The organism is Maridesulfovibrio sp., assembly GCF_963676065.1.
Taxonomy (GTDB): domain Bacteria; phylum Desulfobacterota; class Desulfovibrionia; order Desulfovibrionales; family Desulfovibrionaceae; genus Maridesulfovibrio.
This window is the reverse complement of sequence record NZ_OY780933.1, coordinates 2,003,805-2,020,977: the sequence shown is the minus strand read 5'-3', so window position 1 is coordinate 2,020,977 and position 17,173 is coordinate 2,003,805. Positions and strand designations below refer to the sequence as shown.

Here is a 17,173-nt window from a genome sequence, read left to right as displayed (position 1 = left end):
AGGCAGAAGATCATCAATCTGATTGGAAAAACCGGGGCAAGGAATGAACCCGGCATAGCCACAGCTAATAAAACAGTCTGCCAAGGACGGAACAAATGTCAGCTTATCCTTTTCTTAAAGACAACATCGAAGCACTTGAAACATACAACCCGCCCTTTTATGCCTGGCTGAGCAGTCAGGATATTGACGAAGAGAAGCTGCATAACTCACTCTTCAATAATAAGTGGGACATTCTCGACTGGAAAATGGAAAACGGCACTGGAATATTTGAAGCCGTCCCTCCCAATGTCATTTACAAAAGCTGGACTCCGAACGAAAAACCCGAAACCAGCGCTACTTTCATTATCGGCTGCAATGTCGGCTACGGACTCAATCAGGTTTTGATGAGCACCCCGAACAGTCACAAGGTCATTGTTACTGATCCTAACCCGGAAATGATTCTCGCCTGTCTGGGCCAGACTGACTATCGTCCGTTCCTGGAGTCAGGCAAGCTCCATTTCTGTTCAGCCGATGAAAGCAGCCTGATGAGTATCATTAAAGAACTCGACCTTCAATTCGTATACGGTAAAATTTATCTGCGGCTTGATATGCCCAGCCAACAGATTGGGCCGGAATACTCGATCCTGGCATCCACCCTGCGTAGCATGATGGAATCCTTCACCGCAGAAATGACTACCCTGCGCCTGAAACAGGACGTAATGGTCGGAAACGAACTGGACAATTTTTCACGCATCCTCAAAGACGGAAGCATCTCCCCGCTCCATGGTGCCGGAAGCGGTTTGAACGCGGTGGTCCTCGGCGCAGGACCTTCACTTGCCCAGTTCGGACCGGAACTGGCTAAGAATCCCGGACAGGCCGTCTACGCAACCTCCCTGCAGGGACTGCCCGCAGTACAGAGAACCGGCATCAAGCCGCACTTCTGCATCGGAATCGACTTCAACTCCTCAATGGACAGGGTCTATAAACAGCTGGATAAGGAATGGACAAAAGACATACCGCTCATCTATTCCACCAAGCTGGATAATAAAGTGCTTGCCCAGTACCCGGGACCGACCATTCCCATGTGGACTGTGGGCGGATTTGGAACATTTGTTTTCGGTAAACATGAAAAAATATTTGACGCAGGCAGTAACGTCAGCATCACTCTGGCAAGATTTTTGGACTGGTGCGGTTTCAATAAGATTCTGCTGGTCGGGCAGGATTTCGCATGGAAAGGAGATTCCTCACATGCCCCCGGTCACCAGAATGCCAAAGCGGTTGAGCGCAATGCGTACAACCCGGTCATGCTGGTCGAAACCGAAGATGCAAACGGTGAAAAGCTGAGCTCCACAGTGCAGTACATGACTTCCAAGTACGAAATGGAAGAAGACATTAAAAAACTTAACGCTACGGTATTAAACCTCTACGGCGGCTGTGCTGTAATTAAAGGTGCCCGCAATGTTGATATGCAGGAAGTGAATGCGGAAGGGCTGCTCAGTGCACAGGATGCAGGAATGAACCGTTTCATGAACGCCATGAGTATGACTTCCACACCAAGGCCGCTGCCTTCCTTTGAGCCGCGCAGCCCCAAGTGGACCTCATCGCTGAACCACGTAACCAAACGGCTGGAAAAACTTTTCCGCAAGCATGGCAAAAATCAGCAGGAAATCCACAAAACCCTGCATGAAGTTTATGCCTTCATCCGGCAGGATCTTCTTTATATGCCGTACCTGTATAATGAAATTCTCGATATGGCCGGACTGGCAAGGGCGCAATCAAGCTATTCGCCGAAAGACCTGCCGCGCTTCAAGCGTATTGTCAAAAAAATCATGACTAAAGTCCGGCGCATGGACCGGAGTCTTTGCATAACAGGTAACCGCAAAGCGGCCTGAAAGATTCAGGGTAAAAAATAACAAAAAAGAAAATCCATTCATCATGATGAAATCCCCGGCTGCACCTGCCCGCAGCCGGGGATTTCCACTTTTCACATAGAAAATAATTTCTCGACTATTCACTTGAACACTGCGCCCGTGAAGTGTAAACCGTGCCCATGAGTGATAATAAGCAAGACATGCCCTATCTTACAGAGGACGGCACATTGGTCATCCCCTTTTCATGCCCGGACCACGCATACAAGTACTGGAAAAAAGAAGGCAAACAGCTTTCCGAGGTCTTGGAAGAACTGAATACGGACAAGAAAACATGGTACAAATTTACCACTGATAAACACCCGGAAGACAGGCCCGCCAAGGAAGATTCCGAAGACGGTGAAGGTGAGGAATAGCCAGTTGAATTCTTTCATCCACAGACATCTCACCCTCTGCCATTATTTTCTCGGTTCTCTGCCTCTGTTGATCATTTTCGCAGCGCTGTATTTTAATTTCAGCAGCGAGGCGGAGATACTGGCCTTTTTTAAGGCCCATGCACAGGCTCATCCTGATGTGAAGTCGTTCGCTAAAATTGTGACCGACTGGGGTAATGCCTGCTTTTATCCGATCTACCTTTGGTTTCTGATCAGCGGGTTCAGGCAACGCAAAACTGATAAATCCCGATTGCGTTTCGCACTTGTTTTTCTGGCGATACAGTTAGTTGTGAGTCTTATCACAGTGCGCTTCCTTAAAATAGCCATTGGTAAACCCCGCCCCGGCGAAGGACCGTTTTTCGAGCCTTTTTCCTCCCGGGGGGCTTATCACTCCATGCCTTCGGGCCATACATGTGAAGTATACGGGGCCAGTCTGCCCTTGATTCTACGTTACCGAAACCTGCTGCTGACTTTGGGGCTGGGTTGTTTTGCCGCTGCCGTTGCTTTCAGCCGCATCTATCTTACATGGCACCATCCCAGCGACGTATTCTGCGGCTGGATGCTGGGCTCAGTAGCCGGATTCGCCATTCACCTTTTTTCCAGAGAGGACTAGCCTATGTGCTATAAAAAAAGACCTTTTATCTGGGACATCATGGAAACCAAACCATGGTTAAGTGTCCTGTTCATTCTCTTTTTGCAGTCCATATTCACCATGGACTACCGTTCGCTATGGTTTTCCGATGAAGTCCGTTACGCCGATGTGTATACCCAGATGACCAATGCCGGACACTGGCTGGTCATGTATTTGAACGGTGTGGCTTATCCGGACAAACCTCCGGTATACTTCTGGTTTCTGTCTTTAATCGATACAATCACCCCGGCGGACGGCATCAGTGTATTCTTCCTCGGATCTGCGCTTTCTGCAGCCTTTTTCCTGCTGTCCACCGTAGCCCTTGCCCGCACACTCGGCTGCGGTCGCAAAACCTCCCTCGCCACAGGGCTGGTACTGCTGAGCAATATATTCTTCATCGGCATAGCCCATTATTCACGCATGGATCTGCTTTTCGGCAGCTTCATCCTTTGGGCTAACATCTGCCTGTTCAAAGGATTTCAAGACCGTGGTTCCGGTAAAAATTTCCTCTGGGCATTCGGATTCATGGGAATTGCCACTTTGACCAAGGGACCGCTGGGACTCGTTTTCCCGCTGCTAACCGCTGCCTGTTTCCTGATCTGGAAAGGCAAACTCAAGCTCATACGTAACAAAAAGATACTCATCGGACTGGGAATAATGCTGGCTATACTGCTGGCATGGGTTGTCGGCGCGATCCTCGTAGACGGCACTTCCTTTATCCACAATATCTTTTACAAACAGATCTACCAGCGTGCGGTAAGCTCCTTCCACCACGAAGAACCTTTCCAATATTATCTGATAGCTTTTCCGCTGGCATGGCTGCCTTGGACCCTCGCTATTTTCGCACTGCCGGTGAAAAAATTCTTCTGCATCAAAAGCTGGGGAAATATCTTTGCTAACCGGAAAGAGAATCATAATGAGGGCCGCGACTGGGCATGGATCATGTTCATCAGCGGTTTCGTCATGCTCACCTGCCTTAGCATCAAGGTTCTGATTTATATTCTTCCGCTTTTTGCTCCCCTCGCCATACTCACCGCTCGCGGTCTTTTCGGCGAAGACGGTCAGGAACCGGTCATTAATTCCAAACGACTCTGGACAGCCATTGCCGGGTTCTATCTGCTGCTGGCTGCGGCCGCTCCCTTTGCAGAAGTGTTTATCCCCTTTGACATAACCCTGCGCGGCCTTTCCTTCACAGTACTGATTATGGGCCTTTCCGGACTCGCTCTGCTGGCTCTTAAAAAATCCGGTGCATACAAAGGGCTGCTGGTTATGACGGCTGCTATGGTTCTTTGGCTGCAACCGCTGGCAACTATCACCCTTCCCTCACTTGATCCGCTCATGAGCCCACGTGAAACAGCTGAGATAATGAAGGATTACGTTGAAGAAGGCAGCTACCCACTGGCCCATAAAATCTACTCCGGCATTTTCTCATACTATGCAGGAACAGACATTTATGAGACCAGCGACCTCAAAGAGATAGAAAAGATACTTGCTGAAAAAGATGACGTAATACTGGTCATGCAGAAAAAATATTATGACCGCTGGAAAAATCGCCCGGATGACATTAAAGTTATTCATGAGCAGTTCATTTCCGACCGGCCTTATCTGCTGATCAAAAAATAGATCAAGCTGATTGATAAAACATAAAAACCCCGTTCATGGTTAAAACCGGAACGGGGTTTTTATTTTTCAAAAGCGGCATACCGTGCTATCGTAAAAACAAATAACCACCAATTGAGAAAACCTGTCATTCATTACATTTCATATTTCCGGAGAGTACTATGGGAAGATCTAAAAACATTCTCTTTATCGACGCGGATAAGTCACAACTTGATTACCTTGAGGAGAATCTGGAAACCATGAAACAAAGGTGGAATATAAGGTTCGCGTCCACTTCGGAAGAAGCGATGGATCAGCTGCGCACCTGCCCCTTTGACGTTATAGCATCTGATTTCTGCGTCGAAGGATTTGAAGGATACGAACTGCTTGATGAAATAAAAAACCGGCAACCAGGAAGCATTCGGTTCATCATCTCCAAAACCATTAATTCCGAAAACTGCCTGCAATACATAGGTTATGCCCACCAGTTTATCACAAAACCATACGCAGGGTCCGAGCTCATTACAAAAATCAAAAAAAGCCTGCGCCTTAAAAGTATACTGCTCAATGAACGGGCAGCTAAGGGGATCGCATCTATTCAAGACCTTCCTTCCCTGCCGAATCTGTATATGACTCTGGAGCAGGAGCTGCAAAAGGAAGATGTAGTTATAAGCGATATCGGCAAGCTGATCGCTGAAGACATAAGCATGACCGCCGGACTGCTCAAGCTTGTAAATTCGCCGTTTTTCGGACTCTATTCCAAGGTAACCAAACCGGAACAAGCCGCCACCCTGCTCGGACTGGACAACATTAAAGGTCTGGTGCTGGGCATTCATCTTTTCAGTTCAGCAAAAAAAGTAAAAATCGACTTTTCCATAGAAGAACTGGGAAAGCACTGCCGGTACACGGCGCTGATGGCGCGGGCTATAATCAAAGCTGAAAATGGCAGCAATAAACTGGCCGAACACACTTTCCTTGCCGGATTCCTGCATGATATCGGCAAGCTGGTGCTCGCCACTTCATACCCTGAAGAATACGAAACAATTCTAAGTATCGTTCGTGAATCAGATATTCCTATTCAGGAAGCGGAAAAAGATATCCTAGGATTTACCCATGCGGCAGTTGGAGCCTACCTGCTGGCAATCTGGGGGTTTGATGAAGATATTATCGAGGCAATCTACTGCCACCATGAACCGCAACTGCTGGGCAGCACGGATTTAAGCCCGGCAGTGGCAATCCATGTGGCTAACTCATTTGACCATGAACTGCGGGTAAAAGACAAAGAGTATGCCCCTCACCTGCTTTCCGCAGACTGGCTTGAACAAAATAATTTCGGACCCAAGCTTCCTGAATGGTTGCAGATATGTGCTGAAATCATGGAAAACGTTACCGAGGAGAGATAAAGGATGTCCGGCAACGGACATCCCGCCCCTGCTAATCCGAAACACCTACCCTGTAAAACGGCAGGCTATAGGCATCCGCCATCCTGTACCGAAGGCCCGTGAAGTTATCTTCAGTCCGGGAGCCGCCTGTTTACGTTTGAATTCTGAAATTCTGATCAACTTCAGCACATGCTGAACGGTTTCAGGATCGAATCCGGTCTCGGCGATGATTTCACTCTCGGCTCGGTGCCCTTCAACACGCAGTTCAATAATGCGGTCGAGCACATCGTAAGGCGGCAGTGAATCCTCATCTTTCTGCCCCGGACGCAGCTCCGCGGACGGCGGTTTTTCGATGATAGCCACCGGAATGATCTCGCCGCGTCCCTGTTCGTTCAGCCAACGGCAGACTCGAAAGACTAGGGTTTTATAAAGATCTGAAATTACGGCCAGTCCCCCGGCCATGTCTCCGTAAATAGTACAGTAGCCAACGGCAAGCTCACTTTTGTTGCCGGTAGTGACCAGCAGCGCGCCCATTTTATTCGAGACAGCCATAACAAGGTTACCGCGAATGCGGGACTGGATATTCTCTTCAGTCACATTGGCGGGCAGGCCCGCAAATGTTGGAGCGAGGGCTTCCTCAAAACCGGACATGAGTTTCTCGATGGGGATGGTAATGCAGTTGATGCCGATGTTTTTCACCAGATCGAGAGAATCATCCACACTTCCCTTACTGGAATACGGGGAAGGCATAAGAATTCCGGTGACGTTTTCAGGTCCAAGGGCCTCGGCGGCAACGGCAGCAGTCAACGCTGAATCAATCCCCCCGGAAAGCCCCAGTACAACCTTGCTGAAACCGGTCTTTCCCAGATAATCACGAAGGCCGAGCACCATAGCCTGCCACGCCTCGGCTTCCTCGCAGAAATCGTCGTCCTCAATACGCCCGGCACTGCAGTCCGAATCCACAATGACCACATCTTCCTTATAACCGTGCCCGCGTGCCACAAGATTTCCTTCTGCGGAAAAAGCACAGCTGCGCCCGTCAAAAATCAGATCATCATTACCGCCCACCTGATTGGCATAAAAGACCGGCACCCTGTACTTATGGGCAATACTGCCAAGCAGTTTTTCACGTTCTTTCTGCTTGCCGATATTGAACGGTGAAGCGGAAAGATTGACCAGAACATCCGGACTCATCTCCATAATCTGAGGAATGGGATTGCTGCCATAGCGTTTTCCACTATGCGCCTCCCGGTCATTCCACACATCTTCGCAGATCGTCACCCCGACCTTAAGGCCATCGAATTCGAAAAAATTTATATTTTCAGCCGGTTCAAAATAGCGTTGCTCATCAAAAACATCATAAGTGGGCAGCAGCCATTTATAAAAAACCTTGGGCACAGCTCCATGTTCAATGAGCCATGCTGCATTACGCAAAGGGTTTCCTATTCCTTCATGATTGAGATCCACACCACCGGCCAGCAGGGCCATACCTTCAGGCATACGCCGTGAAATTTCAGCGACAGCCTCACGGCAGCGGGAAACAAAATCAGCATTTAGCAGCAGATCACGCGGCGGATAACCGGTCAAAGCCAGTTCGGATGTAACGCAAAGCCTTGCGCCGCGCTCAGCGGCTGTTCGGACTCCTTCCAGAATGAGTTCCACATTTCCTTCAAGATCGCCTACTGTCAGGTTGCGCTGTAACAGGGCTATTTTCATAGATTCATGTCCGTCCTTAAAAATTTGGAATGCAGACTAACTAACGTTTGAAACGGAGCTTGTCCATTCTCCGTGTTCAAATAATTTCCAACTAGTTAAACTGTTATCTTGCACTGAATATGCTGGAATGCTAATCAGTTGTCCATATCTATAGCAGAATCATAAAAATCTAATGCAACACCAGCCAACGGATTTAAATTGTTAAGAATAGACAAAGTCCAAACCAGAATAGGTGTACTCATTGTAGTAATCTCATTGATTTCATTCGTTGTTTCATGCGCTTACGACTATACATTCATGCGCAGAAACATGCTGGAAGAGCTCAATGTAAAGGCTGACGGTCTGGTTGAAAGGCTTTCCGAATCCCTGATAACCCCGCTTTGGAATGTTGATCAAGCCGCGATTAACCGCATTCTGCTCTCTGAAATGAACGACAAAAGGATCAAGGCCATTCTGGTAACGGAAGACAACGGGAACAATGTCTTTGCCGGTAAAATACGTAATAAAGATTGGAAGATAAGCGATTTCGAAAGATGGCCCATCGGCAAATTTGTTAAACGTAAGGCTGAAATCTCAATAATGAAAAAGCCAATCGGGGCTGTGGAAATTTTTCTTTCCCTTAAATTCATTAATGATGAACTGTACCACTCCCTGCTGAACTCACTGCTGCGGACCATGATGCTGGTTATGCTGATCAATCTGGTCCTCTTTGTTACAATGCGCAAAATCCTGATCTCGCCCATTGCCAAGCTCAGCCAGACCGCACGCCAGATTTCTTTGGACAAAAACTACAGCGCACGGGTGAAGGTTGAATGCAAAGGTGAAATGAAAAGCCTGGTTGAAAACTTCAACAACATGCTGCAACAGATTGAAGAACAGGATCTGAAATTAAAGCAATACAGCGGACAGCTGCAAAAAAAAATATATCAGAGTAATAAGAATCTGGAAAAGAGTTACCGCGAACTGAAGATAATCAACCGGGAGCTTGAAGTAGCGAAGGATGACGCCGAAGCCGCATCGAAATCCAAAAGTGAATTCATGGCCAACGTGAGTCACGAAATTCGAACCCCCATGAACGCCATCATCGGAATGGCCGATCTGACCATGGAGACCAGACTATCATCCAAGCAACGAGAATTTTTGAAGATTATCTTAAGTTCAGGCAAAGTTCTGCTGGGACTTATCAACGACATTCTGGACTTTTCTAAAATTGAAGCCGGTAAACTCAGTCTTGAAAAAGTCAATTTTAATCTGCACCGGCTCATCCACGAGATCAGCGACCTATTTGTAGAGCAGATGGTCGCTTCGCAAACAGAACTGGTGATCGACATCAGGCCCGAAGTTCCGCATAGAATTATTGGAGATCCGATGCGATTACGGCAGGTACTGGTAAACATCACAGCCAATGCCTTTAAATTCACCAATAACGGTGAAATAATTATCACTGTATCTGCGGATAAAATAAGTTCCGGCAAAGCTGAGATAGTATTCGCCATTAAAGATACCGGGATAGGAATTCCAGAAAAAGTTCAACCATATCTTTTCGAGGCATTCAAGCAGGCGGACGGCTCTACCACCCGCAAATACGGGGGTACCGGGCTGGGACTTTCCATCTGCAAGCGTATTGTAGACCTCATGGGCGGAAACATCTGGTTCCGAAGCAAGCCCGACGCGGGAAGCACTTTTTTCTTCACCATAACTCCGGATATAGCGGCGGAACTGTCTCCGCCCGCCTATGAACTTCCCATGGAGCTCAATAATGCTCCTGTGCTGGTTGTGGACGACAACTTAGCGGTGCGCAGCGTGCTGGAACGCTACCTCAAACAATTCGGATTCCGGCCGGTCTGTGTTCCGGATGCAGAACAGGCCCTGAAGCTCATCGAGGAAGATTCAGACAACCAGTTCCAAATGGCCATCATTGACCTCAAGCTGCCTCAGATGAACGGGGATGAGGCCAGTATTGAAATACGCAAGACCCACAGCAAAGAGGAACTCCCCATCCTGATGATCACTTCTACAGAGATGAATTCTGCGCTGGAAAAGGCGTTAAAAGCAGATATCAACAAAATGATAAGCAAACCTATCAAGCAGAGAACGCTCTTCAACTCCATTCTGGATACCTTTGGGTACGAAGTTCCCAAGGAATTCTCTTACGAGCCCTCCAAACCGATTGATAATGAATTCAAGGATTACAAGCTGCTTATGGTAGAAGACAATCCCATAAACCAGCAGGTAGCGGAGCAGATACTGCTGCCGACAGGTATAAAGATCGATACAGCGACAAACGGCAGGGAAGCTGTGCAGATGGTGCAGGAAGAAAAATATGACATCGTTCTCATGGATATCCAAATGCCGGAAATGGACGGTTACGAAGCGACAGAAGTAATCCGCAATAAACTTGGAATGACCGAACTTCCGATATTGGCCATGACCGCCCACGCCATGCGCGGAGATAAGGAACGCTGCCTTAAATCAGGCATGGATGATTACATCCCCAAGCCAATTGATAAAGAACTGATGATCGCCACTATCCACAGTTTTCTCATTAAGAAAGCGGAATCTAAAAAGACAGAACCGGACCATCCGAAAAACACGCCTCATGAAAGGCATGATACTTTGGAATGCCGGGAAATAAATGTTGCAGAAGTACTGGACCGCATCGGAGGTGACATGGAAATTCTGGTTGATATTCTGCGAAATTTTCAGGAATACAATATGAATTTCGGCACTGAGATGCAGACCCTGCTGCAAAATCACCAGCTGAAAGAAGCCGGAGAAAGAGCGCATACCCTGAAAGGTTCGGCAGCGAACATCTCAGCACAAGGGCTGACATTAGCAGCGCTTGAGCTGGAAAAGTCATGCAAATCAGAGCTGTGGGATGACGCGATAGAAGCTCTGGAAAAAACTACTGTAAAACTGGACCTGCTGTTTGAAGACATTTCGCTGCTTGAAAAAAATAATGCTTGATTCTTCAAAGCCTGTTTCTCAAAAAAACAATCAAGACAGCACATTCATTTAGTTGAAATAAATTCATATTTGAGGCAGAAATCATCAATCAATCTTGACTGCAAAAAAGGATTTCAAATATGGCATTAATGTTCGGAAGCCCTAGCCGCAAACCCAGCAGAACCATTGAGGACGCAAAAAAAGACCAGCGTCTTGATATGGCTCGAACCCTGTATCTCGGCGGCAAGGTAAAAATAGTGACTACTGAAGAAGTTCCCAACCGGGAAGTTATGGGCACATTCGGCCTGATTGTCTGCAGAAGCTACAACTTCGATAACGCCTTCTACGGCCTTATTGCGCAGGCTATCGATGCCAATGCCGATGCTATTGTCGGCTATAGGGAGTCTGTTTCCTTCCATCCAGAAGGAGACAAATTCTACTCCTGCTACGGCACCGCAGTTCGGCTGAAAAAAATCAAACAAACCAAATAAAGATACGGGCAGGGATCGTCGATTCGGATAATCCCTGCCTTTTTAGTAAGTTGAGTTACCCTTTAACGGGTTTGATATTCCAGATTCCTTCCGCATATTCACGCATGGTCCGGTCAGTTGAAAATCTACCCATGCGCGCTGTATTCAGAATTGCCTTTCCTGCCCAAAGACCGCTATCAGCATAATCCTTATCAATACGTTTATGGGCATCAAGATATGATTCAAAGTCCGCCAGATGCATGTATCTTTCATTATCAGAAAGCAGTTTATTCACAATCCAGTTGAATAAGTCCGGCTCCTTCACGGAAAACCTGTTTTCCGACAAGGCGTTAAAAATCTGCCGGATTTCAGGACTCCGATTATAGAATTCCCTAGGATGATAATCTCCGTTACGCAGAGTTTGTTCCACCTCTTCCTGTTTCAATCCGAAAAGATAAAAATTATCTTTTCCGACCTCATCAAGCATTTCAATATTCGCCCCGTCATAAGTCCCGATCGTCAACGCTCCATTCATGGCGAACTTCATATTACCAGTCCCGGATGCCTCGGTCCCAGCTGTGGAGATCTGCTCACTCACATCGCAGGCCGGTATTATCTTTTCTGCAAGGGAAACCCGGTAATCAGGCAGGAATACAACTTTAAGCGCCTCATTTGCTCGGGGATCATTGTTGATTACTTTCGCCACAGAATGGATAAGCTTGATAATCTGCTTGGCCTCCCAATAACCGGGGGCCGCCTTACCCGCAAAGATAAAAGTCCGGGGACAGGAAGGCTCCACTTCGTTATCCACCAACTCCAGATAAAGATGTATGATGTGCAGCACATTAAGCAATTGGCGTTTGTATTCGTGGATACGCTTGGCCTGAATGTCAAAAATAGAATCCGGGGAAACGCTCACATCCAATGTTGATTTTATGATCTCAGCCAACTGAACCTTATTGGCTCTTTTAGCTTTCATGAAGCGCTCACAAAATCCATTGTCGTTGACAAAACCTTCAAGCCCGTGCAGCTCATCCAGATCAGTTATCCACCCCTTTCCGATAAATTCGGTGATAAGTCCGGAAAGTTCAGGATTGGCCTTGAGCAGCCAACGACGGGGGGTGACTCCATTGGTTTTATTGTTGAATTTATCCGGCTCAAGCTCATAAAAATCCGGGAAAAGACGGGTTTTAACCAGCTCGGAATGCAACTCTGAAACCCCATTTACCGAATGAGAACCGATTACCGCGAGGTTTGCCATACGCACTTTTTTTGTTCCTTCTTCACAGATCAGGGACATGCGGCGTTTCTTTTCGGTGTCGTTACCGTACCGGATTTCAATATCTTTCAAAAAACGGCTGTTAATTTCATAAATAATCTGTAAATGCCGGGGCAGCACTTTTTCAATCAGGGAAACCGACCATCGTTCAAGAGCTTCCGGCAGCAGGGTATGATTGGTATAGGCGCAGGTCGCGCGGGTGATTTCCCACGCACGTTCCCATTCAATACGCCGCTCGTCCACAAGATAGCGCATCAGTTCCACAACGGTCAGTGCCGGGTGCGTATCGTTGAGCTGAATGGCAACATAATCTGCGAATTCATCAAAATTCTTATTCTGGCCCATAAACCTGCGGGTGATATCGCGCAGACCGCAGGCCACGAGGAAATATTCCTGAACAAGGCGCAATTCCTTGCCGAAGGAAACTGATTCCGTGGGATAAAGCACCTTTGAAACCATTTCCGATTCTATTTTTCGCTGCACGGCACGGATGTAATCACCATGATTAAAAATATCCATATCAAAATTCTCGGAAGCACGGGCGGCGAATAACCGCAGGTAATTTACAGTATTACCTCCGTATCCGACAATAGGGACATCATACGGAACCCCGATAATATCATCCCAGTCCACCCACATGGGTATATACTCACCGCTGGGAGAAACCGCATTTTCCACCCTGCCGTAAAGGGGAATAAGCACCGACTGGTCAAAACGGGCGATTTGCATAGGCATCCCCTCCTTCATCCAGTAATCGGCCAGCTCCTTCTGGTAGCCGTTATGAATGGCCTGCCGGAAAAGTCCATACTCGTAATGGATTCCATAACCACAACCGGGCAGATCGAGAGTTGCCAGAGAATCAAGAAAACAAGCTGCCAGCCGTCCCAGACCTCCGTTACCGAGGGCTGGATCGCGCTCACTGGCCCTGACCTCGTCAAGATCAAAACCGAGATCCTTGAAAATATCCTCACATAAATCCAGAATTTCCATATTGCACAGTGAATTTCCCAGACAGCGACCGAGTAGATATTCAATGGAGAAATAGTACATGCGCTTGGCCTTGACCTTACGGTAACGGTCGCGGGTATCAATCATCCGCTCCACCAGCCTGTCACGCAGGGCCAGTGCCAGCGCATTACCAGCGTCCCATTCGCTTGCGTCCTTCATCTCCTTGCTCAGGGAATAAATAACGTGATCCTTGATATCAAGAGTCAAACTCTCGCGGTCATTTTTTTTTCTGATCTTAAAACCGGTACGTCCCATGATTCCTCCTACAGCTACAGGGAATATCAGGATAGCACCTTGGTAAGTCTAAATCCACTCGAAATGGATCCGGCTATGAAATAAAAACGGCGCGATATAAATACCGCGCCGTAAAAAGAACTTACAAAAATATAAATCTTTAGTTGTCCATACGCCCGTCCGCAAGACGGAAAATCGTATCGGAGACATCCTCAAGCCAGAGATGATCGTGACTGACGATAACAAGGGTCGTGCCTTGCTCCTCACGGGCGGAAACAGCCGCGTCATGGATCAATCTGGTGGATTCCATATCAAGGCTGGCAGTTGGTTCATCAAGAAGCAGAACCCTCGGATTAATTGCCAGCCGAGCGGCCAACGCGACCCTCTGGGCCTCCCCTCCGGAAAGCTCAAACCAGTTACGATGCATAAATTTTTCCGGCTTCAGACCTACCCTGGAAAGGGAGTTACAAACCGTATCGCGGACATTTTTATCACCGCGCAGTTCAAGTCCGTAAGCCACATTTGCGGCCACCGAACGTTTGAGCAGGTACGGTTCCTGCGTTAGCATGGTTACTTCTCGGCGTAAGCTTAGTCCCGGTCCTTCCACTTCCCTGCCGTCATAATAAAGCTTGCCGGAATCAGGGCTTTCCAAAAAAGCTAGCATACGCATCAGAGTACTCTTGCCGCTGCCGTTATGCCCGGCAAGTCCGACAATTGAGCCTTCATTCACGGAAAAAGAGTTAAGTGAAAGCACCTGCCGTCCATTATAGCGCTGCGTGATATTCTCCAGCCTGTACAATGCATTCATCAGCGGCCCTCTCTTTTACGGACGCCGGACATGGAAAAGTTAACAGCAAAGGCGATCATCATAAGCACCATGCCCAGAGCGATACCCATGGCAAATTCCCCCTTGCCTGTTTCAAGAGCGATGGCGGTGGTGATGGTCCTGGTATGCCATTTGATATTACCGCCAACCATCATGGAGATACCGATTTCGGAAACAATGCGCCCATACGCGGCTGCGGCGGCAAGAATCAAGCTATACCGGGCCTCCCAAAGCGTGGTACGCAGGATCTGATTATGTGAAGCGCCGAGGGTGAGCAAAGTCTGCTTAAGCCGCAGATCCAGATTTTCCACCGCAGTGGCCATCATGGCGATAACAATGGGTAAACCGAGTAAAGTCTGACCTACAGCTATACCTGAAACACTGAAAAGGAGTTCCATCTCCCCCAAAGGACCCCGGCGGGAAAGCATGGCGTAAACCAGAAGTCCGATTACAACCGTGGGAAATGAAAGCAGGGTATCGGCAATAAGACGCAACGCCCTTTTTCCGGGAAATTCATGATAACCGAGCAGAAAACCAAGCGGCGCACCTATAATCAAGGTAGCGCAGATGGAAATGGTCGTCACACTGAGGGTAGTGTAAATGGCGGAATAAGTTTCCGGGTCAGCAGAGAAAAGCAGCACAAAAGCCTGCAAAAAACCGTTTAAAATAAAGTCCATATGGATTAAGCCCTCCCTTTCATCTCAGCTTTCAATATACCAAACGGGTGTCTTATTAACAAGATAGAAGCCCGCTAAAAAGTTATGGGGAGAGAGTCCCGGGAAGGGAATTTTATAAAGTTCCCTTCCCGGGCCATACGAGACATATTATTTTGCGTTGGGGATGAAGAGCTTTTTACCGAGCAGCTTAAAATCGCCGACAGCTTTCTGAGTTTTGGGAGAAGCCATCCACTCAGAGAACTTGGTAGCCAGTTCATACTTAGCATTCTTGCAGTTGGCGGGATTAACGGCCAGCACGCTGTACTGGTTGAAGAGAGACTTATCGCCTTCCACCAGAATCTTCAGTTCGGGAGAACCGTTTTTATTTGCGCTGTACTTAATGTAAGTACCGCGGTCGGTCATAATGTAAGCATCACGCTCTTCAGCTACGGTGATACTTTTGATCATGCCCTGTCCGGTCTGGATATACCATTCTGCCTTATCGGGAACAGCCATTCCTGCTACCTTCCAGAGAGAGATTTCTTTTTTATTGGTACCGGAGTTGTCACCGCGGCTGACGAAAGGAGCCTTTGCATTGGCAATACCTTTCATGGCCTGAACAACGGGAAGGCCTTTAACCCCAGCGGGATCGGAATCTGGTCCGATGATTACGAAATCATTATACATTACTTCGCGGCGGTCTTTGAGAGCACCCATATCGACATATTTTTTTTCAGCAGCCGGAGCATGCACCATCAGCACGTCAACATCGCAGTTCTGACCCATCTTAAGGGCTTTACCGGTTCCTACTGCGGTCCACTTCAGCTCAATGCCTGTATCTTTTTTAAACATGGGAGCAATTTCATCCAGCAGCCCGGTGTTATCGGTACTGGTGGTGGTTGCCATCATCAGGGTTTCAGCTTTAACAAGCCCCGGAGCAACGAGCAGGGACACAAGAGCAAACGCAAGCAGCAATACTTTAAATTTTTTCATTTTTCCTCCAAAAAGAACTCTGTTTAATTTTCGTAACCAACTGGATCATCCGCAAGATACGACCCACCCGCAATATAGCAGGTCCAGCTTAAACTTAGAACAGAAACACAGCTCTATGTCAATATGAGCACAATTATACTTTTGGTATTGCCCCGATTATATACAAAAAATGTGCTGAATTAGACGCAAAAAGGAAATACTTGTCCGCAAACAGTGTTGCGCCTATGCTGTTTAAAATATATCAGGTGGAGCATGATGAAAGACAGCTTACGCTATTCAATACAAGAATATTCCAGTGGCAGTTTTACGGAAAAAGAGATCAGCAGCATCCTTGAAATTCCGTTGACCATAAATCTTAACGGGCGCGAAGTAGTGACACTGCTGACCACTGCCCGGTTCCCGGATTACCTCGCTATCGGCTTTCTAAAATCTGACGCTTATATTTCATCACGCGATCAGGTTACCGATCTGAAAATTACCGAATACGAAGACCGCATTATCGCGGACGTGAGCACCAGTCATGATCCTTGGGAAGGACGTGTGCTGGAATATTCCATCACTTCCGGTTGCGGTAAGGGTACGAACTTCGGACGCAATGTCTCCACCATTTCCAAGAGAACCATTAAATCGGAACTGATTGTTACACCGGATCAAATCCTAAAACACGCCGAGGAGCTGCACTCCCGCTCAGCCCTCTATAATAAGACACGAGGCTGCCACAACTCTTCCCTTTGCACTCCGGAAGAGATGCTCTACTTCCGGGAAGATATCGGAAGGCACAACGCAATAGATATGATTGTGGGACAATGTTTCCTTGAAGATGTACCTACTGACGGCAAAATGATTGTCTCCACCGGTAGAGTTGCCTCGGAAATATTGCTCAAGGCTGTACGCATCGGTGTTCCGATACTTGCCTCCACCGCCGTGGCAACCAGTTTCTCTGTTGAACTTGCCCGCAAGATCGGCATCACCCTGATCGGCAACATCAGCAAAGACGGATTCTGGATCTATAACGATCAGGGCAGGATAAAAGGTCTGTAAACATTTTATAAAAACCTCATATTCTGCCAACTGAGCCATAATTTCATATTAAATTATTGATTAGATTTTGTGCCAAAACGGTGTTAATTTAAATCACCTATGCAAGCGCTG

Annotated in this window: 13 protein-coding genes; 8 read left to right on the top strand and 5 right to left on the bottom strand. The window is 47.5% G+C overall.

What is annotated here, in order from left to right:
* The first annotated feature begins 95 nt into the window (after positions 1–95).
* The 5 genes from ACKU35_RS09015 to ACKU35_RS08995 all read left to right on the top strand — a co-directional run bounded on the left by ACKU35_RS09015 (position 96) and on the right by ACKU35_RS08995 (position 5,914).
* On the top strand, positions 96–1,871 hold the full coding sequence (locus ACKU35_RS09015) for a 6-hydroxymethylpterin diphosphokinase MptE-like protein (protein ID WP_319765169.1): 1,776 nt from the start codon (positions 96–98) through the stop codon (positions 1,869–1,871).
* 158 nt (positions 1,872–2,029) lie between these two features.
* Complete coding sequence (locus ACKU35_RS09010; RefSeq protein ID WP_319765167.1) at positions 2,030–2,263, top strand: hypothetical protein; 234 nt, start codon at positions 2,030–2,032, stop codon at positions 2,261–2,263.
* A 4-nt stretch (positions 2,264–2,267) separates the two neighbouring features.
* Complete coding sequence (locus ACKU35_RS09005; RefSeq protein ID WP_319765165.1) at positions 2,268–2,894, top strand: phosphatase PAP2 family protein; 627 nt, start codon at positions 2,268–2,270, stop codon at positions 2,892–2,894.
* A 3-nt stretch (positions 2,895–2,897) separates the two neighbouring features.
* Positions 2,898–4,535, top strand: coding sequence for a glycosyltransferase family 39 protein (locus ACKU35_RS09000; RefSeq protein ID WP_319765163.1), 1,638 nt, complete (start codon positions 2,898–2,900; stop codon positions 4,533–4,535).
* Positions 4,536–4,693: 158 nt separating this feature from the next.
* Entirely contained in the window at positions 4,694–5,914 is a 1,221-nt protein-coding gene (locus ACKU35_RS08995; RefSeq protein ID WP_319765161.1) for a response regulator, read from the top strand.
* Between the two features lie 45 nt (positions 5,915–5,959).
* Here the strand turns inward: ACKU35_RS08995 and ACKU35_RS08990 are convergent, their stop codons facing one another.
* Positions 5,960–7,609, bottom strand: a complete 1,650-nt coding sequence (locus tag ACKU35_RS08990; protein ID WP_319765159.1) for an NAD+ synthase — start codon at positions 7,607–7,609, stop codon at positions 5,960–5,962.
* Between the two features lie 198 nt (positions 7,610–7,807).
* Here ACKU35_RS08990 and ACKU35_RS08985 point away from each other — a divergent pair, with 198 nt between their 5' ends.
* Positions 7,808–10,576 carry a response regulator gene (locus ACKU35_RS08985; protein WP_319765157.1) on the top strand — a complete coding sequence of 923 codons (2,769 nt, stop codon included), beginning with the start codon at positions 7,808–7,810 and terminating at the stop codon, positions 10,574–10,576.
* Positions 10,577–10,695: 119 nt separating this feature from the next.
* On the top strand, positions 10,696–11,046 hold the full coding sequence (locus ACKU35_RS08980; protein WP_319765155.1) for a hypothetical protein: 351 nt from the start codon (positions 10,696–10,698) through the stop codon (positions 11,044–11,046).
* A gap of 55 nt (positions 11,047–11,101) precedes the next feature.
* On the opposite strand, the gene ACKU35_RS08975 is transcribed toward ACKU35_RS08980, so the two are convergent.
* The 4 genes from ACKU35_RS08975 to ACKU35_RS08960 form a co-directional block, all read right to left on the bottom strand.
* Complete coding sequence (locus tag ACKU35_RS08975; RefSeq protein WP_319765153.1) at positions 11,102–13,567, bottom strand: glycogen/starch/alpha-glucan phosphorylase; 2,466 nt, start codon at positions 13,565–13,567, stop codon at positions 11,102–11,104.
* A 139-nt stretch (positions 13,568–13,706) separates the two neighbouring features.
* Positions 13,707–14,354 (bottom strand): ABC transporter ATP-binding protein, encoded by a 648-nt coding sequence (locus ACKU35_RS08970; RefSeq protein ID WP_319765152.1) that lies wholly within the window; start codon positions 14,352–14,354, stop codon positions 13,707–13,709.
* Positions 14,354–15,049, bottom strand: coding sequence for an ABC transporter permease (locus ACKU35_RS08965; protein ID WP_319765150.1), 696 nt, complete (start codon positions 15,047–15,049; stop codon positions 14,354–14,356). The genes ACKU35_RS08970 and ACKU35_RS08965 overlap by 1 nt, the downstream gene beginning before the upstream one ends.
* Positions 15,050–15,196: 147 nt before the next feature.
* The gene (locus tag ACKU35_RS08960) at positions 15,197–16,021 is read right to left on the bottom strand and encodes a substrate-binding domain-containing protein (protein ID WP_319765148.1); all 825 of its coding nucleotides are present in this window, start codon (positions 16,019–16,021) and stop codon (positions 15,197–15,199) included.
* A 252-nt stretch (positions 16,022–16,273) separates the two neighbouring features.
* Between ACKU35_RS08960 and fdhD the strand changes: the two genes are divergently transcribed.
* Positions 16,274–17,062, top strand: a complete 789-nt coding sequence (gene fdhD / locus ACKU35_RS08955) for a formate dehydrogenase accessory sulfurtransferase FdhD (RefSeq protein WP_319765146.1) — start codon at positions 16,274–16,276, stop codon at positions 17,060–17,062.
* Positions 17,063–17,173 lie beyond the last annotated feature (111 nt).

Bases quoted from the DNA above. Each gene is read 5' to 3' on its own strand.
- ACKU35_RS09015 (WP_319765169.1), top strand. From the start codon at position 96: ATGTCAGCTTATCCTTTTCTTAAAGACAACATCGAAGCACTTGAAACA.
- ACKU35_RS09010 (WP_319765167.1), top strand. From the start codon at position 2,030: ATGAGTGATAATAAGCAAGACATGCCCTATCTTACAGAGGACGGCACA.
- ACKU35_RS09000 (WP_319765163.1), top strand. From the start codon at position 2,898: ATGTGCTATAAAAAAAGACCTTTTATCTGGGACATCATGGAAACCAAA.
- ACKU35_RS08995 (WP_319765161.1), top strand. From the start codon at position 4,694: ATGGGAAGATCTAAAAACATTCTCTTTATCGACGCGGATAAGTCACAA.
- ACKU35_RS08990 (WP_319765159.1), bottom strand. From the start codon at position 7,609: ATGAAAATAGCCCTGTTACAGCGCAACCTGACAGTAGGCGATCTTGAA.
- ACKU35_RS08980 (WP_319765155.1), top strand. From the start codon at position 10,696: ATGGCATTAATGTTCGGAAGCCCTAGCCGCAAACCCAGCAGAACCATT.
- ACKU35_RS08975 (WP_319765153.1), bottom strand. From the start codon at position 13,567: ATGGGACGTACCGGTTTTAAGATCAGAAAAAAAAATGACCGCGAGAGT.
- ACKU35_RS08970 (WP_319765152.1), bottom strand. From the start codon at position 14,354: ATGAATGCATTGTACAGGCTGGAGAATATCACGCAGCGCTATAATGGA.
- ACKU35_RS08965 (WP_319765150.1), bottom strand. From the start codon at position 15,049: ATGGACTTTATTTTAAACGGTTTTTTGCAGGCTTTTGTGCTGCTTTTC.
- ACKU35_RS08960 (WP_319765148.1), bottom strand. From the start codon at position 16,021: ATGAAAAAATTTAAAGTATTGCTGCTTGCGTTTGCTCTTGTGTCCCTG.
- fdhD (WP_319765146.1), top strand. From the start codon at position 16,274: ATGATGAAAGACAGCTTACGCTATTCAATACAAGAATATTCCAGTGGC.